Annotated in this window: 18 protein-coding genes and 1 pseudogene; 13 read left to right on the top strand and 6 right to left on the bottom strand. The window is 58.9% G+C overall.

All coding sequences use genetic code 11. The annotated features are described in order from the left end of the window. The first annotated feature begins 136 nt into the window (after window positions 1-136). Window positions 137-1,081, top strand: a complete 945-nt coding sequence (locus tag RGU44_RS17960) for a GlxA family transcriptional regulator (protein ID WP_322182911.1) — start codon at window positions 137-139, stop codon at window positions 1,079-1,081. A gap of 19 nt (window positions 1,082-1,100) precedes the next feature. Here the strand turns inward: RGU44_RS17960 and RGU44_RS17955 are convergent, their stop codons facing one another. Then, complete coding sequence (locus RGU44_RS17955; RefSeq protein ID WP_322182665.1) at window positions 1,101-1,493, bottom strand: lysozyme inhibitor LprI family protein; 393 nt, start codon at window positions 1,491-1,493, stop codon at window positions 1,101-1,103. Between the two features lie 240 nt (window positions 1,494-1,733). On the opposite strand from RGU44_RS17955, the gene RGU44_RS17950 reads away from it, so the two are divergent. The 6 genes from RGU44_RS17950 to RGU44_RS17925 all read left to right on the top strand — a co-directional run bounded on the left by RGU44_RS17950 (window position 1,734) and on the right by RGU44_RS17925 (window position 9,538). After that, entirely contained in the window at window positions 1,734-2,711 is a 978-nt protein-coding gene (locus RGU44_RS17950; protein ID WP_322218392.1) for a dipeptidase, read from the top strand. Window positions 2,712-2,795: 84 nt separating this feature from the next. Beyond that, a complete protein-coding gene (locus tag RGU44_RS17945; protein WP_219064030.1) occupies window positions 2,796-3,326 on the top strand; it encodes a DUF5943 domain-containing protein in 531 nt (176 codons plus the stop codon). 15 nt (window positions 3,327-3,341) lie between these two features. After that, entirely contained in the window at window positions 3,342-5,402 is a 2,061-nt protein-coding gene (gene dgcA / locus RGU44_RS17940) for a dimethylglycine demethylation protein DgcA (protein WP_322182660.1), read from the top strand. 161 nt (window positions 5,403-5,563) lie between these two features. Next, on the top strand, window positions 5,564-7,525 hold the full coding sequence (gene dgcB, locus RGU44_RS17935; protein ID WP_322182657.1) for a dimethylglycine demethylation protein DgcB: 1,962 nt from the start codon (window positions 5,564-5,566) through the stop codon (window positions 7,523-7,525). Next, window positions 7,525-8,745 (top strand): electron transfer flavoprotein subunit alpha/FixB family protein, encoded by a 1,221-nt coding sequence (locus tag RGU44_RS17930; protein ID WP_322218389.1) that lies wholly within the window; start codon window positions 7,525-7,527, stop codon window positions 8,743-8,745. Before dgcB ends, RGU44_RS17930 begins: the two co-directional genes overlap by 1 nt. Then, on the top strand, window positions 8,735-9,538 hold the full coding sequence (locus tag RGU44_RS17925) for an electron transfer flavoprotein subunit beta (RefSeq protein ID WP_322182652.1): 804 nt from the start codon (window positions 8,735-8,737) through the stop codon (window positions 9,536-9,538). The genes RGU44_RS17930 and RGU44_RS17925 overlap by 11 nt, the downstream gene beginning before the upstream one ends. 100 nt (window positions 9,539-9,638) lie before the next feature. Here RGU44_RS17925 and RGU44_RS17920 read toward each other — a convergent pair whose 3' ends face one another. Together RGU44_RS17920 and gbcA are read right to left on the bottom strand one after the other, a co-directional pair. Continuing rightward, window positions 9,639-10,196: an RBBP9/YdeN family alpha/beta hydrolase gene (locus RGU44_RS17920; RefSeq protein ID WP_322182650.1), complete on the bottom strand. Its 558-nt coding sequence runs from the start codon at window positions 10,194-10,196 to the stop codon at window positions 9,639-9,641. Window positions 10,197-10,871: 675 nt separating this feature from the next. Continuing rightward, window positions 10,872-12,170, bottom strand: coding sequence for a glycine-betaine demethylase subunit GbcA (gene gbcA, locus RGU44_RS17915; protein ID WP_322182648.1), 1,299 nt, complete (start codon window positions 12,168-12,170; stop codon window positions 10,872-10,874). Window positions 12,171-12,508: 338 nt separating this feature from the next. Between gbcA and gbcB the strand changes: the two genes are divergently transcribed. Beyond that, window positions 12,509-13,609, top strand: a complete 1,101-nt coding sequence (gene gbcB / locus RGU44_RS17910; protein WP_322182646.1) for a glycine-betaine demethylase subunit GbcB — start codon at window positions 12,509-12,511, stop codon at window positions 13,607-13,609. 71 nt (window positions 13,610-13,680) lie between these two features. On the opposite strand, the gene RGU44_RS25165 is transcribed toward gbcB, so the two are convergent. Both RGU44_RS25165 and RGU44_RS25160 read right to left on the bottom strand, forming a co-directional pair. Then, window positions 13,681-14,544, bottom strand: a complete 864-nt coding sequence (locus RGU44_RS25165; protein WP_416194655.1) for a methyl-accepting chemotaxis protein — start codon at window positions 14,542-14,544, stop codon at window positions 13,681-13,683. Beyond that, window positions 14,536-15,291 (bottom strand): annotated as a pseudogene (locus RGU44_RS25160) (MCP four helix bundle domain-containing protein); the annotation flags it as partial. The gene RGU44_RS25165 and the pseudogene RGU44_RS25160, both read right to left, overlap by 9 nt. A gap of 333 nt (window positions 15,292-15,624) precedes the next feature. Between RGU44_RS25160 and RGU44_RS17900 the strand changes: the two are divergent. Both RGU44_RS17900 and RGU44_RS17895 read left to right on the top strand, forming a co-directional pair. Beyond that, on the top strand, window positions 15,625-15,858 hold the full coding sequence (locus tag RGU44_RS17900) for a hypothetical protein (protein WP_322218385.1): 234 nt from the start codon (window positions 15,625-15,627) through the stop codon (window positions 15,856-15,858). Beyond that, window positions 15,855-16,157: a cell division protein ZapA gene (locus RGU44_RS17895; RefSeq protein ID WP_219064042.1), complete on the top strand. Its 303-nt coding sequence runs from the start codon at window positions 15,855-15,857 to the stop codon at window positions 16,155-16,157. The genes RGU44_RS17900 and RGU44_RS17895 overlap by 4 nt, the downstream gene beginning before the upstream one ends. Before the next feature lie 112 nt (window positions 16,158-16,269). Here the strand turns inward: RGU44_RS17895 and RGU44_RS17890 are convergent, their stop codons facing one another. After that, the gene (locus RGU44_RS17890; protein ID WP_322182639.1) at window positions 16,270-17,313 is read right to left on the bottom strand and encodes a low specificity L-threonine aldolase; all 1,044 of its coding nucleotides are present in this window, start codon (window positions 17,311-17,313) and stop codon (window positions 16,270-16,272) included. A 105-nt stretch (window positions 17,314-17,418) separates the two neighbouring features. Here RGU44_RS17890 and RGU44_RS17885 point away from each other — a divergent pair, with 105 nt between their 5' ends. From RGU44_RS17885 to RGU44_RS17875, 3 genes are all read left to right on the top strand, one after another. Next, complete coding sequence (locus RGU44_RS17885) at window positions 17,419-18,162, top strand: TraX family protein (RefSeq protein WP_322182637.1); 744 nt, start codon at window positions 17,419-17,421, stop codon at window positions 18,160-18,162. Window positions 18,163-18,422: 260 nt separating this feature from the next. Beyond that, a complete protein-coding gene (gene glyA / locus RGU44_RS17880; protein WP_322182635.1) occupies window positions 18,423-19,676 on the top strand; it encodes a serine hydroxymethyltransferase in 1,254 nt (417 codons plus the stop codon). A 15-nt stretch (window positions 19,677-19,691) separates the two neighbouring features. Beyond that, entirely contained in the window at window positions 19,692-20,942 is a 1,251-nt protein-coding gene (locus RGU44_RS17875; protein WP_219064046.1) for a sarcosine oxidase subunit beta family protein, read from the top strand. The last annotated feature ends 7 nt before the right edge of the window (window positions 20,943-20,949 follow it).

Below are 20,949 nucleotides of genomic sequence, written 5' to 3'. Positions count from 1 at the left end.
ATGCAACGTTACGCAGCCGCAGCCCCTGGAAAACGCACAGCGGCGACGCGCTCTTGCACAGTAGCGACTTGTTCTCTTGCTGTCCTCATTCAACTGGCGTATGTGGTGAGTGATGCTGACCCCGCGAGTACCGCCGATGTCCCAGGACTATTACTTTTTGCTCATGCCAGGGTTCTCGGTGATGGGCTTCGTCTCGGCCGTCGAGCCGCTGCGCGTCGCCAATCGCTTCGGTGGCGAGCTGTATCGCTGGCATGTGCTGAGTGTCGATGGCGGGGCGGTGGTTGCCAGTAATGGCATGTCGGTCAACGCCGATGCCGCGCTGGAGCCGCTGAAGAAAGGCACGACGTTGTGGGTGGTGGCTGGCTTTGAGCCGCTGAAATTCTGCACCCCGGCACTGGAGCACTGGCTGCGTCGACTCGACCACGAAGGCGTGACCCTTGGTGGCATCGACACCGGCAGTTTTATCCTGGCGCAGGCAGGCCTGCTCGACGGCCATCGTCTGACCCTGCATTGGGAGGCGCTGGGGGCGTTCAAGGAGTCTTATCCACAGCTGGCAGTGACTCAGGAGTTGTTTGAAATCGACCGTCGCCGCATCACGTCCGCAGGCGGCACGGCGTCCATCGACATGATGCTCGACCTGATCGGCCAGGCCCACGGGCCGGAACTGGCGATTCAGGTCTCGGAACAGTTCGTGCTCGGCCGGATTCGCCCACGCAAAGACCACCAACGCATGCAGATCGCCACGCGTTACGGTATCAACAACAAAAAGCTGGTGCAGGTGATTGGCGAAATGGAGCAGCACACTGAGCCACCGCTCAGCACCCTGGACCTGGCAGAAGGCATCCAGGTCACCCGCCGCCAGCTGGAGCGCCTTTTTCGCCTGCATTTGAAAGACACACCGAGCAATTTCTATCTCGGGCTGCGCCTGGAGAAGGCGCGGCAACTGCTGCGCCAGACCGACATGAGTGTGCTGGAAGTCAGCCTGGCCTGCGGCTTTGAATCGCCATCGTATTTCACTCGCAGTTACCGCGCGCGGTTTGCGCGCTGCCCGAGAGAGGATCGACAGCGGACGAATGCGTGAATCACTATCAGGCGCTGCTTCACTCCATCCCGATCGACTGCAAATACTCCGACCGTTGATCGCTCATCTGCGAGAAGCAATCGTTTTGCCCGATTTCTAGGGTCTGGCTGCCTTTTTCGCTCAGGAAGGTTTGTACCGCGCAGTCAGCCTCGCGCAGTTTGGTCCAGATTTGTTGGGCATTTTTTATTTTGGCGAGGTAGTCGTTCAGCTGCGCCGGGTGGTTGGCGTACTGAGAGCTGATCCGGTCGACCAGGTCTTTATAAGCGCTGTCCAGCTCGTGCTGGGAGGTGGTTTTGTTGAAGGCTGAGCACTCGAAGCTCTGCTGGGTGGTTTCCACGTTGTCGCAGGGGGTGCTGTCTTCGGCTTGAGCACCGGTTGCCAGCACTGCCAGCACCAATAACATTGACCTCATTTGCAACATCCTCGCCGGTTGTTCAGAGCAATCGCCAAGGATTTTCCCCCAGCCGCCGCGTAAAGAATAGAGGCCCAATGGTCTATCTATGTAGACGGCGCTTACCCTTTGTCGTTTCTTGACGCTTTCGGCAAACCCCCTGTCGTTTTTGCACCCGGCTCGCTCAACCCTCAGGCATATGCTGGCCCCAAAGCGCCGGCAGACGATTCGGCGCATGAATCACCCAGAGGGGACAGCCTGATGAGCCCAGCCGAATTGCACGCCGACAGCATCGTTATTGACGGGCTGATCATTGCCAAGTGGAACCGTGAGCTGTTCGAAGACATGCGCAAAGGCGGCCTGACCGCAGCCAACTGCACCGTGTCGGTGTGGGAAGGTTTCCAGGCGACCATCAACAGCATCTGCACCAGCCAGAAGCTGATGCGTGAAAACAGTGACCTGGTCATCCCCGTGCGTACCACGGCGGATATCCGCAAGGCTAAAGAACAAGGCAAGACCGGCATCCTCTTCGGTTTCCAGAACGCCCACGCTTATGAAGACCAGATTGGCTACGTCGAGATCTTCAAGCAGCTCGGCGTTGGCATTGTGCAGATGTGCTACAACACGCAAAACCTGGTCGGCACCGGCTGTTACGAACGTGACGGCGGCCTGTCGGGCTTCGGTCGCGAGATCGTTGCCGAAATGAACCGCGTCGGTGTCATGTGCGACCTGTCTCACGTGGGTTCAAAAACCTCCGAAGAAGTCATCCTCGAATCGAAAAAACCGGTCTGCTACTCGCATTGCCTGCCGTCCGGCTTGAAAGAACATCCGCGCAACAAGTCCGATGAAGAACTGAAGTTCATCGCTGACCATGGCGGTTTTGTCGGCGTGACCATGTTTGCGCCGTTCCTCGCCAAGGGTATCGATTCGACCATCGACGACTACGCCGAAGCCATCGAATATGTGATGAACATTGTCGGTGAAGACGCCATCGGTATCGGCACTGACTTCACACAGGGTCACGGTCAGGACTTCTTCGAATACCTGACCCACGACAAGGGCTACGCGCGGCGTCTGACCAGCTTCGGCAAGATCATCAACCCGCTGGGTATTCGTACCGTGGGTGAGTTCCCCAACCTGACCGAAACCCTGCTCAAACGCGGCCACCCCGAGCGCGTCGTGCGCAAAATCATGGGCGAGAACTGGGTAAGCGTCCTCAAGAATGTTTGGGGCGAGTAACGCTCACACCGTATCTGCATTGAATAGCTGACCCCACTGCCATCCGCGCAGTGGGCGCAACCCGAATTTCTGGAGTGTTACCCCATGGCTAAAATCGCCCCGCAACTGCCTATCGAAGTCGACAGCGAAACCGGTGTCTGGACGTCTGATGCGTTGCCGATGCTCTACGTGCCACGTCACTTTTTCGTCAACAACCACATGGGCATCGAAGAAGTGTTGGGCGCTGACGCCTACGCCGAAATTCTCTACAAGGCGGGTTACAAATCGGCCTGGCACTGGTGCGAGAAAGAAGCTGAATGCCACGGCCTGGAAGGCGTCGCGGTGTTCGAACACTACATGAAGCGTTTGTCGCAACGCGGCTGGGGGCTGTTCAAGATCGAAGCCATTGACCTGGAAAAAGGCACCGCCAGCATCCGCCTGGAGCACTCGTGCTTCGTCTATGTGTACGGCAAGGTCGGGCGCAAGGTCGATTATATGTTCACCGGCTGGTTCGCGGGTGCCATGGATCAAATCCTGGCCGCCAAAGGCAGTCCGATCCGCACTGTGGCCGAGCAGGTTTACGGTGGTTCTGAAGAAGGCCACGACGATGGCCTGTTCATCGTCAAACCGTTGTAAGTCGAGGTTTCCGTCATGGCTTTCGAAGCAATGTTCCAGCCTATCCAGATCGGCAAACTGACCATCCGCAACCGCGTACTCAGTACCGCACACGCCGAGGTTTATGCCACCGATGGCGGCATGACCACTGACCGGTACGTGAAGTATTACGAGGAGAAAGCCAAGGGCGGCATCGGCCTGGCCATTTGTGGCGGGTCCTCCAGCGTGGCCATCGACAGCCCGCAAGGCTGGTGGAAATCGGTCAACCTGGCCACCGACAAGATCATCCCGCATTTCCAGAACCTGGCGGATGCCATGCACAAGCATGGCGCCAAGATCATGATTCAGATTACTCACATGGGTCGTCGTTCGCGCTGGGACGGCGACCATTGGCCGACCCTGCTGTCACCGTCCGGCATTCGTGAGCCGGTACACCGCGCGACCTGCAAAACCATCGAGCCGGAAGAAATCTGGCGCGTGATCGGCAACTACGCCAGCGCTGCCGGGCGGGCCAAGGCCGGTGGCCTGGATGGCGTCGAACTGTCCGCCGTGCACCAGCACATGATCGATCAGTTCTGGAGCCCTCGGGTTAACAAACGCACCGATGAGTGGGGCGGCAGTTTCGAAAACCGCATGCGTTTCGGTCTGGAAGTGCTCAAGGCTGTGCGCAAGGAAGTCGGTCCGGATTTCTGCGTCGGCATTCGTCTGTGCGGCGATGAATTCCATCCCGATGGCCTGAGCCATGAGGACATGAAGCAGATCGCCAAGTACTACGACGACACCGGCATGCTCGACTTTATCGGTGTGGTCGGTTCGGGGTGTGACACCCACAACACCCTGGCCAACGTTATCCCCAACATGAGTTATCCACCGGAGCCGTTCCTGCATTTGGCCGCCGGTATCAAAGAAGTGGTCAAGGCCCCGGTCCTGCACGCGCAGAACATCAAGGACCCGAACCAGGCGACACGGATTCTGGAAGGCGGCTACGTCGACATGGTCGGCATGACCCGTGCGCACATCGCGGACCCGCACCTGATCGCCAAGATCAAAATGGGCCAGGTCGATCAGATCAAGCAATGCGTGGGTGCCAACTACTGCATCGACCGTCAGTACCAAGGGCTGGATGTGCTATGCATCCAGAACGCCGCGACCTCCCGTGAGTACATGGGCGTGCCGCACATCATCGAAAAATCCACCGGCGTGAAACGCAAAGTGGTGGTGGTCGGTGCAGGTCCTGCAGGCCTGGAAGCCGCACGCGTGGCTGCCGAGCGTGGGCATGATGTGACGTTGTTCGAGAAAAAAGACGTGCTCGGCGGGCAGATCACTACCGCATCGAAAGCGCCGCAGCGCGATCAGATCGCCGGTATCACCCGCTGGTTCCAGCTGGAATTGGCGCGCTTGAAAGTCGACGTGCGTCTGGGGACTGCGGCCGACCCTGCAACCATCCTGGACTTGCGTCCGGACGTGGTCGTGCTGGCAAACGGCGGTCACCCGTTCCTGGAACAGAATGAACATTGGGGCGCGGATGAAGGCCTGGTGGTCAGCAGTTGGGACATCCTCGACGGCAAAGTTGCGCCGGGCAAGAACGTGCTGGTCTACGACACCATCTGTGAGTTCACCGGGATGTCGGTTGCCGACTTCCTCGCGGACAAAGGCAGTCAGGTCGAGATTGTCACTGACGACATCAAACCGGGCGTGGCCATTGGCGGAACATCGTTCCCGACTTACTACCGCAGCATGTACCCCAAAGAAGTGATCATGACCGGCGACCTGATGCTGGAGAAGGTCTATCGCGAGGGTGACAAGTTGGTCGCGGTGCTGGAGAACGAGTACACCGGCGCCAAAGAGGAGCGGGTGATCGACCAAGTGGTGATCGAGAACGGCGTGCGTCCAGACGAAGAAATCTACTACGCGCTGAAAGAGGCCTCGCGTAACAAGGGCCAGATCGACATCGAAGCGTTGTTCGCTATCCAGCCGCAACCTTCGCTGAGTCAGCCGGGCGAAGGTTACTTGCTGTTCCGCATCGGCGACTGCGTGGCCCAGCGCAACATCCATGCGGCGATCTACGACGCATTGCGGTTGTGTAAGGATTTTTAAATCAATACCTCTGTAGGAGTGAACGTGTTCGCGATTGGGCGCGGAGCGGCCAAAAAGGATTTGTTCATTTGATGAACGCCTGAAGGCCGCCCCGGCCTTATCGCGAACACGTTCACTCCTACGGTAAATGCGTTTCTCCGCTTTCCCGGTGGGAGCTCCACATGTTGAACACCCTTCTTCCCATCCTGTTGTTCGTCGCCCTGGCCCTGGCCGTGTTGGGCGCAGTGCGGCGGATGCTGCTGTGGCGCCAAGGCCGGGCGGCCAAGGTCGACTTGCTCGGCGGTCTGCTGGCCATGCCCAAGCGCTATATGGTCGATCTGCACCACGTCGTGGCACGGGATAAATACATCGCCAACACCCACGTTGCGACGGCGGGCGGTTTTGTCTTGGCGGCCGTACTGGCGATCCTGGTACACGGCTTCGGCTTGCATAACCGGATCCTCGGCTACGCCTTGCTGTTGGCGTCGGCGATCATGTTTGTCGGCGCAATTTTCATGGCACTGCGCCGGCTCAATCCGCCTGCGCGGCTGTCGAAAGGTCCATGGATGCGCCTGCCGAAAAGCCTGATGGCCTTTTCCGTCAGCTTCTTTCTGGTGACCCTGCCAGTGGCGGGCATCCTGCCGGAGCACTTTGGCGGTTGGGTTCTCGTCGTGCTGCTGGGCGTGGCCGTGGCCTTGAGCTTGACGGAAATGTTCTTCGGCATGACTTGGGGCGGGCCGATGAAGCACGCCTTTGCCGGCGCTTTGCACCTGGCCTGGCACCGTCGCGCCGAGCGCTTTGGTGGCGGCCGTTCCACCGGTTTGAAACCGCTGGACTTGAGTGACCGCAGCGCACCTTTGGGCGTGGAAAAGCCCGAGGATTTCACCTGGAACCAACTGCTGGGCTTCGACGCCTGTGTGCAGTGCGGCAAATGCGAAGCCGCCTGCCCGGCGTTCGCTGCCGGCCAGCCGCTGAACCCGAAAAAACTGATTCAAGACATGGTGGTCGGCTTGGCTGGCGGCACCGATGCCAAGTTCGCGGGGAGCCCGTATCCATCTCTTGACGGCAGGGGCAAACCGATCGGCGAACACGGCGGCAATGCCCATCAACCGATCGTCAACGGTCTGGTGGACGCCGAAACCCTGTGGTCTTGCACCACCTGCCGCGCCTGCGTCGAAGAATGCCCGATGATGATCGAGCACGTTGACGCCATCGTCGACATGCGCCGTTTCCTGACCCTGGAAAAAGGTGCGACGCCGAACAAGGGCGCCGAAGTGCTGGACAACCTGATCGCCACGGACAACCCAGGCGGCTTTGCGCCGGGTGGCCGGATGAACTGGGCGGCCGACCTGAACCTCAATCTGCTAAGCGAGAAGAAGACCGCCGACGTGCTGTTCTGGGTCGGCGACGGCGCGTTCGACATGCGTAATCAGCGGACCTTGCGCGCCTTCGTCAAAGTACTGAAAGCCGCCAATGTCGACTTCGCGGTGTTGGGTCTCGAAGAGCGCGACAGTGGCGACGTGGCTCGCCGTTTGGGCGATGAAGCGACGTTTCAGATGCTTGCCAAACGCAACATCCAGACCCTGTCCAAGTACGCTTTCAAGCGTATTGTCACCTGCGATCCGCACAGCTTCCATGTGCTGAAAAACGAGTACGGTGCTTTTGATGGCAACTATCAAGTGCAGCACCACAGCACCTACATGGCCGAGTTGATCCAGGCGGGCGCGTTGAACCTTGGCCAACACAAAGGCTCCAGCGTGACGTATCACGACCCGTGCTACCTCGGTCGTTACAACGGCGAATACGAGGCGCCGCGTGAGGTATTGCGCGCACTGGGTATCGAGATCAAGGAAATGCAGCGTTCCGGTTTTCGCTCCCGTTGCTGCGGCGGAGGTGGCGGCGCGCCGATCACCGACATTCCTGGCAAGCAGCGGATTCCCGACATGCGCATGGAAGACATCCGCGAAACCGGCGCCGAGCTGGTGGCTGTGGGTTGCCCGCAATGTACGGCGATGCTTGAAGGGGTGGTCGAGCCTCGGCCACTGATCAAAGACATTGCTGAACTGGTCGCCGATGCGTTGCTGGAAGACGTCGTCACCAGCAAACCGACACCTGTTAAACGCCAACCTGCGGAGGTGAATTGATGAGCGACATTATCCGCCGCGACCCCCGCGCCGAATGGATCGCCCGTAACCGCCTGCACCCGCTGCACGCGGCCATGCAACCCGCGCAAACCCGCTGGATGGGGCCCAACGGCATCGTGCGCAAAGATGTGCACAACGTGGGTTTCATTGGCCCTAATGGTATCAAGCGGATCGACCGCAGCGGCGCGCAGCAGGGCGGTGCAGTCAAACGTTCTGCTGCGGCCGACGTGCAGTTGCCGCTGCATGTCATCGCGCAACCGGCGTTCTACATTTGCGTCGCACCGGACATGGTCGGCGGCCGCTTGAGCAGTCACGACCGCGACGTGTTGGGCCAGGCTCGTCAATTGGCCGGCAACGACGGTGCAGTGCTGGCCGTGGTATTCGGCGAGCACAAGGAAACTGCGTTTGCCACCGCCGGCGTCGACCGTCTGTTGCTGCTCGACGGCAGCGAGTTCAGCGGTTATTCACCGGAACAGCGTGTTCAGGGTCTACGGGCTGTGGATAACCAGTTCAATCCGCGTCATTGGCTGCTGCCTGACAGCCGCAGCGGTGGCGGTGAGCTGGGTCGACGTTTTGCCGCAAGCCTGGGCGAACGTCCGGCAACACGGGTCTGGCAGGTGACTGACGAGCAGTGCATCGGCCGCGCGGGTGCGGGGCGTGAAGACTTGGCCCGTCCATTGGCTCGCTTGATTCTGGCCGCCGTCGAATGCGCCGAGCCAGTCAGTGAAACCCTTCACGAAGCCTTGCCGGTGGAGTTATCCACAGCCGTCGCTCGCAGTCTGTCGCGTATCGAAGACCTCGGCGCAGTGGCGGTGGACCCGGCAGCCGTTCCCATGGCTGAAGCGGAGTTCATCTTCTCGGGTGGCAATGGTGTGAAAGATTGGGATTTGTTTCATCGAACTGCAGCGGCATTGGGCGCCACCGAAGGCGCATCCCGTGTGGCGGTGGACGATGGCTACATGGCGCGTGATCGTCAGGTCGGCGCCAGTGGTACTTGGGTCACAGCTCGGGTGTATGTGGCTGTCGGTATCTCCGGCGCGATCCAGCATCTGCAAGGCATTGGTGCCTGCGACAAGGTGGTGGCGATCAACCTCGATCCGGGGTGCGACATGATCAAACGTGCTGACCTGTCGGTGATCGGTGAAAGCGCGGACATACTCAAGGCACTGATTGTTGCCGTTGAGGCTTACCGCAATGAGGGGGAACGCGATGCTGCATAATTCGAAGGCCCCTGTGGATAACAGTGCAATTCACATCATCAGCCTGGTGTCCATCGGTGCGCACCCGACGTCCGGCCGTCCACGCCGCGCCGAACAAGATGCGCGCGCTGTCGAACTGGGCCTGCAACTGGCTGGGGACAACTTGCACGTGCTGCACGCGGGCAATGTCGACGAGCCTGCGCTGCGGGCTTACTTGGGCATGGGCCTGGACGAACTGCATGTACTGGAGCAGCCCCCAGGCGCGGATGCCTTGCCAGCGCTGATCGATTATCTGCGCGAAGCCAATGTTCAAGTTGTGCTCACCGGCAGCCAGGCGGAAACCGGTGAAGGCTCGGGCATGTTGCCGTTTCTGTTGGCGGAAAAACTGGGCTGGCCGCTGGTGGTCGGATTGGCGCAGGTCGAATCGCTGGATAACGGCGTGGCCCATGTGCTGCAAGCGCTGCCACGCGGTCAACGTCGTCGTCTGAAGGTCCGCCTGCCGTTTCTCGCGACTGTGGATAACGCCGCGCCCAAGTCCCGGCAGAGTGCCTACGGGCCTGCACAGCGCGGCGTGCTTGCGGCTGATCAGGTTGAAGTGGTGGTGGACGAACTGCTCGCAGCGTCATCACTGCAACCCGCCAAACCAAGGCCAAAACGTCTGAAAGTGATCAAAGGCAAAAGCGGCGCCGACCGCATGAAAGCCGCAACAGCCAAGGCCAGCGGTGGCGGTGGGCAAGTACTCAAAGGCCTCGGCGCCAAAGAAGGCGCCGAGGCGATTTTGAAGTTGTTGATTGAGGAAGGCGTGGTGCGGTAGGTGCGCAGGAAGTACCACTGCGACTTCTGGATGATTACTCCGGATATCACGCCCCGGCGTTGCAGCCGGGGGGGCGAATGTCTGGCCTGCATGGCCCGAGCTACTTAAGCTGGAACTGCGGATCTCCCGTGAGTTTGAACAGCAACTCAACGCCCTCGGGCCAGGGCCCATACCCGGTTTGGCCGTTGATATGGCCGGCATTTTCCACCCGGACCAGTTCACTGCCCCAGGCCTGGCTGAAAGCCTTGGCCCGCTCCTGGGTGACATACGGATCATCCGTACTCGCCACCATGATCGTTGGAAAAGGCAGGCATTGCGTCGACATCGGCACAAATCCCGATGTGCCTGACGGATAGCTATCCGCCTCGGTATCACTCGGAGCCACCAGCAATGCGCCACGAACCTTGTGCGCCTCGGGATACTGCTGCGCCCAGCGGGTGATCAAGGTACAAGCCAGGCTGTGGGCCACCAGCACGACCTCCCTGTCGGCAGCAGCAATTTCCTGATTTAAGCGCTCCACCCAATCCTTCGCGTTTGGCGTTTCCCAGTCTTGCTGCTCGACCCTGTGCAGGCCTGAAAACTGCCGCTCCCACTGTGACTGCCAATGTGCTTCACCCGAATTGAACAGGCCCGGCAAGATCAAAACCCTGACTGTCATCGTTCTTCTCCTTCACGATCATTCACACGCCAGCAAAGAGCCATTGGCTGCAAAAAACACCAGCACACCGATGAAACTCGACAACAACATACGCCGAGTCAGGAAAAACAGCACAAAAACAGCCAGGGACTTCGTGTAAGTAGCTCTTGGAGGAGGCGTGCTGCCGTACAGCGGTCGTAAACCAGTGAATGCATTTTCAGACTGAAACTGAGTTCAGTGTCTTCGGACCGCCTCGCGATCTATCGCGAGCAAGCTCGCTCCTGCAATTTAATTAAGCAGCTGATTGAATAAGGCGTGTTCGTTAAATAGCTTTCGCAAGCAAGCTGGCGCGGTATCAAAATACTTGCCCACAATCTCTGTTGGCGCTTCTGTGGATAACATGTTCACGGTCCTTTGCAGGCCACTATCGACGTGGCTTTGCGCGACATGATCAAAAAACAATCAATAGTGCCCTGAAAGGGTACTTCCTGATAAGTCACGGTTTTTCTTGGGTTTTTCCACAGGCAAAATTCGACTTGCCCACAATTGCTGTGGGTGGGTCTGTGGATAAGTTGTTGGCGGAAGGCCAGGAAGGGCGGCGGGGTTGGTGTTGGCAGGTATTGGTTAAAAATTAATCACCTGTAGGCGCGAGTTCATTGACGGCGCAGTGTGACGGACACACCGCGCCATCTCCCCTTACTCGTGACTGACTGGCACACCCTTCAGGTACGTTGCCGGCTCTGCGCCGAGGTTGCTCAGCAGGCGTTCGCTGTACCAGTCGATGAAGTTGACCACGCCGAACTCGTACGTCTTGGAGTACGGGCCTGGCTGATAAGCCGTGGAGTTGATCCCTCGCTGGTTTTCTTCTGCCAGACGACGGTCCTGGTCGTTGGTAGCGTCCCACACCTTGCGCATATTGGCCGGGTCGTAATCGACGCCTTCAACCGCATCCTTGTGCACCAGCCATTTGGTGCTGACCATGGTTTCCTGTGCGCTGATCGGCCACACGGTGAAGACGATGATGTGATCGCCCATGCAGTGGTTCCAGGAATGCGGCAAGTGCAGAATGCGCATCGAGCCCAGGTCCGGGTTTTTGATCCGGCCCATGAGTTTCTTGCAGCCTTGCTTACCATCCATGGTCATCGACACCGTGCCTTTGAGCAGCGGCATGCGCACGATGCGGTTACGCAGGCCGAAGCTGGCGTGAGCGTAGGGAATCTTCTCGGCTTCCCAGGCAGCGGCAGACGCGGCCACGTGATCCTTGAAGGCCTGGTCGGCACGCGGGTCGGTGACGTCGTCCCATTCCAGCAGGGTTTTCAACAGTTCCGGGTGCGATGCATTGCAGTGGTAACACTCGCGGTTGTTTTCCAGCACCAGCTTCCAGTTGGCTTTTTCCATCAAGGTGGTTTGCACCGCCACCTTGGTGTTCTCCATGTCGTACGGTTCCATGTAATGAGTGAGCGTCGCCAGGAACTCATCGATGGCTGGTGGGTTTTCCGCCAGGCTGATGAAGATGTAACCCCCTGCGGTTTTTACGTTCACCGGCTTGAGGCCGTACTGCTTCATATCGAAGTCGGCGCCCATCTCGCTGCCCGCGAATAACAGGCGACCGTTCAGCTCGTAGGTCCACTGGTGATACGGGCACACCAGCTTGGCGACCTTGCCTTTTTCCCCGGTGCACAGACGCGAGCCACGATGGCGGCAGACGTTGTGAAACGCGTTGATCTGACCGTCAGGACCCCGAAGGACGATGATAGGGTTCTTGCCGATTTGCAGGGTCAGGTAATTGCCCTTGGTCGGAATCTCGCAGGTCATGCCCGCGACCAGCCACTCTTTTTGAAAGATTTCCTGCATGTCGATTTCAAACAGCCGCTCGTCACTGTAGAAAGGCTGCGGCAGCGAAAACGTGCGTTCGCGGTTCTGCAGCATTTCGGCGGTGGCCTTACGTGCAGGTTCCAGCGGATCGCCCAAGCTCAAGGTTGCGGTGACGTCCATCTTTCAAGTCCTCATGACCGGTTTCAACGGTCGGCGAATGTGGCTAATAAGGTTCTTTAGGTCAGTTGCACGTAAGGCGACGGTTCTTTTGCCGTTCATGCTCATGGTTACGCTTTTCATTGCAAAGCGGGCATGGATACTTAGAGCCGAGTGTGGGGTCCGGCGCTGACCGAACCTTATCCATGGGCGACATGGCCGAATCCGTTTCCGACGCGTGAACCCCGGTCGTTAGGGGCTGGTCGCGATAAGTACGTCAATGTCGCAGATAGGCAAGTGGGCAATCTGCGGCTTACGCAGAATCCTCAACATAAGGCCGACAGTCGGCCGTGGAGATGAGCATGTCTAACAGTTTCCTCAGCCCGGTAAATACCCAGACCTGGGCCAATGGCCGCCACCTGGTTCGTGTCGTCAAGGTGATCCAGGAAACCTGGGACGTGCGCACCTTCTGTTTCATGGCCGACCAGCCGATTTTGTTCTTTTTCAAGCCGGGTCAGTTCGTCACCCTGGAGCTGGAAATCGACGGCGAGTCAGTGATGCGCTCGTACACCATCTCCAGCTCGCCCTCCGTGCCGTACAGCTTCTCTATCACCATCAAGCGTGTGCCCGGCGGCAAGGTCTCGAACTGGCTGCACGACACTCTGCATGAAGGCCAGGAGCTGGCGGTGCACGGGCCGGTGGGTTTGTTCAACGCCATCGATTTCCCCAACCCGAAAATTCTCTACCTCAGCGGCGGTGTCGGTATCACGCCAGTCATGTCCATGGCGCGCTGGTTTTACGACACTAACGCCAATGTCGACATGGTTTTTGTCCACAGCGCCCGCTCGCCCAAAGACATCATTTACCACCGCGAGCTGGAGCACATGGCGTCGCGAATCGACAACTTCAGCCTGCACCTGGTGTGCGAGAAGCATGGCCTCGGCGAACCATGGGCCGGTTATCGCGGTTACCTGAACCAGAAAATGCTCGAATTGATGGTGCCGGATTTTCTTGAGCGCGAGGTGTTCTGCTGCGGACCGACGCCTTACATGAACGCCATCAAACGCCTGCTCGAAGCCAATGGCTTCAACATGGATCAGTACCATGAAGAGTCGTTCGGCGCGACGCCGCCTGAAGCCCGCGCCGATGCGGTGGAACAAGCCGAGCAAGCGGCCGACGCCCCTGAGATCGATCTGGCGGACCTGCATCAAGTGGAGTTCATTTCGACCGGCAAGAGCATCCGCGTCGGTCCGGGCGAAACCGTACACGCTGCTGCCGCCAAGCTTGGCCTGATGATTCCAAAAGCCTGCGGCATGGGCATCTGCGGGACCTGCAAGGTGTTGAAGCTGGGCGGGGAAGTAGAGATGGAGCACAACGGCGGCATCACCGATGAAGACGTGGCCGAGGGTTATATCCTGTCGTGCTGCAGTGTGCCTAAAGGTGATGTGCGGATCGATTACTGATGCGGTGTGTCAGGCACACCGCATCAGGCCGTTCGCCAACAAGCTGACGCCTGCCGATGATGGTGTAGCGTTTACAGACTAAACCGCGCAACCATGCTGTTTAGGTCGACCGCCAGGCGAGACAATTCGTTGCTGGCGGCGCTGGTCTGATTGGCACCCGTCGCCGATTGCACCGACAGGTCACGGATGTTCACCAGATTACGGTCCACTTCGCGGGCGACTTGTGCCTGCTCCTCGGCGGCGCTGGCGATTACCAGATTGCGCTCGTTGATCTGCACGATGGCCTGATTGATGGTATCCAGCGCCATGCCCGCGCCTTTGGCGATGTTCAGCGTCGATTCAGCCCGCTCGGTGCTGTTGCGCATCGAGTTGACAGCCTGTTCGGTGCCACCCTGAATGCTGCCTACCATCCGCTCGATTTCGCTGGTCGACTGTTGGGTGCGATGCGCCAGGGCGCGAACTTCGTCGGCAACCACCGCGAACCCACGACCCGCTTCACCGGCACGTGCCGCTTCAATGGCCGCGTTGAGGGCCAGCAAGTTGGTCTGATCCGCCAGACCACGAATCACATCAAGTACCTTGCCGATATCCCGCGACTCGTTGGCCAGATTACCAATCAGCTCGGCGGTGCTTTGCACGTCACCGCTCATCCGCTCGATAGCACCGACCGTTTCCATCACCAGTTCCCGGCCATCGCCCGCTGAGGTGGTCGCGCTTTTCGAGGCATCGGAAGTGCTCACGGCATTGCGCGCGACTTCTTCCACGGCGCTGGTCATTTGATTGACGGCCGTTGCGGCCTGCTCGATTTCCTTGTTCTGTTGCGAGAGTCCGCGCGCGCTTTCGTCGGTGACGGCGTTCAGTTCTTCGGCTGCGGATGCGAGCTGAGTGGCCGAGCCGGAAATCCGTTGCAGGGTATCGCGCAGTTTTCCCTGCATTTTTTCCATGGCAGCCAGCAGGCGGCCGGCTTCATCACTGCCATTGACTTTGATCGGGCGTGTCAGATTACCCTCGGCGATGTCTTCGGCGGCGGCCAAGGCCTGGGAGATGGGCAGGGTGATGCTGGTGGTCAGGAGCCAGGCGAAGAGGACGGTGAGGAGGGTAGAGACAATCAGGATCCCGACCAGAAGATCGAATGCCATGCTGTACTGGTCGCTCGTTTCTTTGTTGCTTTCGCTCAACTGACGGGTATTGATATCGACCAGTTTGCTCAGTACGGCATTCATTTGTTCCGAGTTGCTCAGCAGGTCCGCGTTGAGTATTGAACGCAGTTCATCAACCTGGTTGTTGCGCGACAGCGTCTTGATTCTCTCTTCAAGCTGGCGGTACTCGGCGAGCTTTTGCACGTATTGGTCATACGCAGTACGTTCCTCCGAACGGACGATCAGCTTCTCGTAGATGTTTTGTGCGGCGCGAATCTGCTCGTTTCTTAGCTGAAACAACTCAATGGTTTTCTGTTGAACGTCGGGCTCGCGATTGATCAGCAAGCGGTAAGACAGGACGCGCAGACGCAGTGTCAGTTGGGTGAACTCATCAAGGGCCTTGATGCTGGGCAAGCTGTTCTGCTCGATCGCCATGCCAGCCGCACGGATCTTGCTCATCTGCGTCAGGGCGAAGATGCCAAGGATTAGCATCAGGCTGCCAATCAGGGCAAACCCGAGAAACGCACGGGGAGCGATGTTCATATTGCGAAGGGACATAAGGGGTTCCGATGAGGGCGCGTTCCATGCGGGTAAGGCAAAAAAGTGTGGCTTGCATCACCTATCGGACATAAGACTAAAGTCTTGAGCATTGCTGGCGAACTTGTCCGTATTTGTCGCAGACGGCTTGGTCCGACGAGCAGCAGGAACCCCACAAGGAAAATGCAGTCAGTAACATTCCTATGCGTTTACATCGGCAACTCTTGAAAAGAAGCGCATCGGCGAGGAATCAAAGGCGTGAACGCCTTGATAAGCCTGGCGTGTGCAGTGACTTTTCTTTATCGTGTGCGCCCTTTGAAATTTGCTCGAGAAATCAAAATGTTGGAAACATCCCTGAGTCAATTGGAACAACTGGTCAGTGACCTTGTGCAGCAGAATCAGACCCTTCACGCCGCGAACGCGCAATTGAGTGCCGAGCTGGTCCAGGTCAAGGATGACAACGACAGCCTGCAATTGAGTCTGCTGGAGCAGGAAGAAAAACAGGGCGCTACCGCTGCCCGTATTCAGGCATTGGTTCAGCGTGCCACTAGCGTCAACCCTGTCAGCGCATGAGTAGCGATAGTCATGCAGTGAAGGTCGTCTCTATTCTGGGCAACGACTATTCGATCAAGGCCCCCCTGGGGGAAGAGCAGGCCTTGCTGGATGCGGCGGTCATGCTCAAGGCCGCCCTGGCTGACACCAAAAAGAAATACCCAAGCCTGATCGGCGATAAATTGCTGGTATTGGCGGCGTTGAACCTGTGTTCGCAGCAGGTAGAACTCAAACGCCAGCACAAGATGGACCTCAACCGTTATCAAGAGCAGGTCAGCGCCACGGTTGAAGTCATCTCCAAGACCCTGGCTCAGGGTTGAATTGAGCTGGCAAATACAAAAACGATTATTTTGCAGGCGCGCGGGCAAGCGCGCTCCTGCAAGTGCCGTATTTGCTACGCGACCGCGCAGTATCCCATCCAGAAGACCGGCTTTATCCCGCCTGCATCACCGTTCGGATATCCGCTGCCAACTCGCGCACGCGGTCTTCTTCGGTGTCCCATGAGCACATGAAGCGCGCGCCGCCGTTGCCGATAAAGGTATAGAAGCGCCAGCCTTTATGGGTCAACGCCTTGATCGCCGGTTCCGACAGTTGCAGGAATACGCCGTTGGCCTGCACCGGGAACATCAGCTCTACGCCAGGGATGTCCTTCACCAGTTCGCTGAGCAATTGCGCGCAGTGGTTGGCGTGGCGTGCATGTTTGAGCCAGGCATCGTTCTCCAGCAGCCCGACCCACGGCGCTGAGAGAAAGCGCATTTTCGAGGCCAGTTGCCCAGCCTGTTTGCAGCGGTAGTCAAAGTCTTCAGCCAGTTTATGGTTGAAGAACAGAATCGCCTCGCCCACCGCCATGCCATTTTTAGTGCCGCCGAAGCACAGCACATCGATCCCGGATTTCCAAGTCAGTTCTGCCGGGGAGCAATTGAGGTAGGCGCAGGCATTGGCGAAACGCGCGCCGTCCATGTGCAGATTGAGGCCCAGTTCCTTGCAGGTGGCGCTGATGGCCTTGAGCTCTTCGGGCTGATAGACACTGCCGACTTCCGTCGCCTGAGTCAGGGTCACGACCCGAGGTTTTGGGTAGTGAATGTCCTGACGTTTGAGTGCGACTTCACGAATCGATTCTGGGGTCAGCTTGCCGTTTTCGCTGCGGGCGGTCAGCAGCTTGGAGCCGTTGGAGAAAAACTCCGGTGCGCCGCATTCATCGGTTTCGACGTGGGCGGTTTCCGAGCAGATAACGCTGTGGTAACTCTGGCACAACGACGACAGCGCCAGAGAGTTGGCTGCGGTACCGTTGAAGGCGAAAAAGACTTCGCAGTCGGTTTCGAACAGTTTGCGAAAATGATCAGAGGCGCGAGCGGTCCACTCATCGTCACCATAGGCGCGCTGATGGCCGTGGTTTGCCTGTTCCATGGCGGCCCAGGCTTCGGGGCAGATCCCGGAATAGTTGTCGCTGGCAAACTGCTGGCTTTTATCTGTCATGGCCGATTCCCTGTGATCGAATAAGGTCGCACTTTAACCATGATTGTTGGCGCGGGTCATGCGTTGTTCTGTTTCCCGCTTTTTTCATCACGTGCATGGAGCCTTATGAGGTCGTTGCTGAAGCATCCGATAACCACCGGGCGAGACGCTGCGCTGGACCTGCTCAAGTGGCTGGCGATGCTGAGCATGGTGCTCGATCACCTGCGTTACGTCGGCTGGTCGGTGGACTTCCTGTATGTGCCGGGGCGATTTGCGTTTCCGTGGTTTTGCTTGGCAATCGCCGCCAATCTGGCGCGTGGCGGGGCTGGACAGGTTGAGGGCGTTCAATGGCGCTATCTGGCCTGGCTGCTGGTGTTCGCCGGGCTGGCGGAGCTGCCTTACCGGTTGTTCATGCTTCACGCAGACACCTTGAACGTGTTGCCGACGCTGGGGTTGGGGCTGTTGCTGGCGCAGGGTTGGCGCGACCGTACGCCGTGGGCGTTGTGTCTGGCGGGCGTGGTGTTGCTGGTGGCGGCGGTTTTCCAGGCGCAGCTGATGTTCGGCTTTTTTGGCGTCGCGCTGCCGCTGGCATTTTTGTGGGTGCTGCGCGGGCCATGGTACGGGGCACTATTGCCGGGGCTGGTGTGTCTGGCGAGCAACGCCTGGCCAGAGATGTTCGCGGCGGCGCGGTGGGGCGACAGTGTGTCGATACAGGGCATTGCGGTGTGCCTGATGGCGCCGCTGGTCGGATTGGCACTGCTGAAGACCCGGCTGACTGTCGCGGTCTGGCCAATGCGGCGCTGGGCGTATGCGATCTACCCCGTGCATTTTTTGCTGTTGGTCGGGGTCAGGTTTTGGGTGGCGGGGTGAATGCGTTCTATCGGTCAGATCGCGCCGGCTTCTTTCGCGAAGGCGTCGGTTGAGACAACATAAACCTCCCGCCAAGCCCCATAACAGGGCCTTTCCCAGCTACCAATTATCTCTGCGCGCCAAGCCATGTCGTAAACGCACCTTTGCGTGGCGCCCATAGGCATTTGGCCTCTCTGCGTCGGACCTAACATCGCATCCAAAGGGCACTCTACACGCCCTATCGATAAGTCAGGCGCAGCGCCGCCGCTGGGAGAACCGCGATGTTCAGCAAGCAAGACAAAATCCAAGGCTATGACGATGTACTGTTGGCGGCGATGAATGCTGAAGAGCAACGCCAGGAAGACCACATCGAGCTGATCGCTTCGGAAAACTACACCAGCAAACGCGTGATGGAAGCCCAGGGCAGCGGCCTGACCAATAAATACGCAGAAGGCTATCCGGGCAAGCGCTACTACGGTGGTTGCGAGCATGTGGACAAGGTCGAGCAGTTGGCCATTGATCGCGCCAAACAGCTGTTCGGCGCCGATTACGCGAACGTCCAGCCGCACTCCGGCAGCCAGGCCAACGCCGCTGTCTATCTGGCCCTGCTGCAAGCGGGCGACACCGTGCTGGGCATGAGCCTGGCCCACGGCGGTCACCTGACCCACGGCGCCAAAGTCAGCTTCTCCGGCAAACTGTACAACGCTGTGCAATATGGCATCGACACCGCCACCGGCTTGATCGATTACGACGAAGTCGAGCGCATCGCCGTTGAATGCAAGCCAAAAATGATCATTGCCGGTTTCTCGGCCTACTCGAAAACCCTGGATTTCCCACGCTTCCGCGCCATCGCCGACAAAGTGGGCGCCTATCTGTTTGTTGATATGGCCCACGTGGCCGGTCTGGTCGCTGCTGGCCTGTACCCGAACCCGCTGCCGTACGCCGACGTGGTGACCACCACGACCCATAAAACCCTGCGCGGTCCACGTGGCGGCCTGATCCTGGCCAAAGCCAACGAAGAGATCGAGAAGAAACTCAACTCTGCAGTATTCCCCGGTGGTCAGGGCGGCCCGTTGATGCACGTTATCGCGGCCAAGGCCGTGTGTTTCAAGGAAGCGCTGGAGCCAGGGTTCAAGGTCTATCAGCAACAAGTGATCGATAACGCAAAGGCGATGGCGAAGGTGTTCATCGACCGTGGTTACGACGTGGTGTCCGGCGGTACCGACTGCCACCTGTTCCTGGTCAGCCTGATCCGTCAGGGCCTCACCGGTAAAGACGCCGACGCCGCCTTGGGTCGTGCGCACATCACCGTGAACAAGAACTCCGTACCGAACGATCCACAATCGCCGTTCGTGACTTCGGGTCTGCGTATCGGCACTCCGGCCGTCACCACGCGTGGTTTCAAAGTTCCACAATGTGTCGAACTGGCCGGCTGGGTCTGTGACATTCTCGACAACCTCGGCGATGCAGATGTCGAGGCCAATGTCGCCAGCCAGGTTGCGGCACTGTGCGCCGATTTCCCGGTTTATCGCTGAGTCAGGAGTAGCCCCATGCAGCATTACTCAGGCTTCGGCCTCTTCAAGCACTCTCTCAGCCACCACGAAAACTGGCAGCGCATGTGGCGCACGCCGACCCCGAAAAAAGTCTACGACGTGGTCATCGTCGGCGGCGGCGGTCATGGTTTGGCGACTGCGTATTACCTGGCCAAGGAGCACGGCATCACCAACGTGGCCGTGGTCGAGAAAGGCTGGCTGGGCGGCGGTAATACCGCACGCAACACCACCATCGTGCGCTCCAACTACCTCTGGGATGAGTCGGCGCACCTGTACGAACACGCGATGAAACTGTGGGAAGGCCTGTCGCAGGACATCAACTACAACGTGATGTTCTCTCAACGCGGCGTGTACAACCTGTGCCACACCCTGCAAGACATTCGTGACTCGGAACGCCGGGTCAGCGCCAACCGCCTCAATGGCGTGGATGGCGAGTTGCTCAATGCCAAACAGGTCGCGGAAGAAATCCCGTACCTGGATTGCTCTAAAAACACCCGTTACCCGATCATTGGCGCGACGGTTCAGCGCCGTGGCGGCGTAGCTCGTCACGATGCCGTGGCCTGGGGTTTTGCGCGTGCCGCCGACGCCTTGGGCGTCGACCTGATTCAACAGACCGAAGTGATCGGTTTCCGTAAGGAAAACGGCGTGTGCATCGGCGTCGAGACCAACAAAGGCTTCATCGGCGCCAAGCGCGTCGGCGTGGTGACGGCCGGTAACTCCGGGCACATGGCGAAACTGGCCGGCTTCCGCTTGCCGATTGAATCCCATCCGCTGCAAGCGCTGGTGTCCGAGCCGATCAAACCGATTATCGACAGCGTGATCATGTCCAACGCGGTTCACGGATACATCAGCCAGTCGGACAAAGGCGACCTGGTGATTGGTGCCGGTATCGACGGCTACAACGGTTACGGCCAGCGCGGTTCGTACCCGGTGATTGAGCATACTATTCAAGCCATCGTCGAGATGTTTCCGGTCCTGTCCCGGGTGCGCATGAACCGTCAGTGGGGCGGCATCGTCGACACCACGCCGGACGCCTGCCCGATCATTTCCAAAACGCCCGTGCCGAATATGTTCTTTAACTGCGGTTGGGGCACCGGTGGCTTCAAGGCCACGCCGGGCTCGGGCAACGTATTTGCCGCCAGTCTCGCCAAAGGTGAAATGCACCCCTTGGCCAAGCCATTCTCCATCGACCGTTTCCACAACGGTGCGCTGATCGACGAACACGGCGCCGCGGCCGTAGCTCACTAAGCCCACT

It is taken from the genome of Pseudomonas sp. 5C2 (assembly GCF_034314155.1).
Taxonomy (GTDB): domain Bacteria; phylum Pseudomonadota; class Gammaproteobacteria; order Pseudomonadales; family Pseudomonadaceae; genus Aquipseudomonas.
This window is presented reverse-complemented; position numbering and strand designations above follow the sequence as displayed.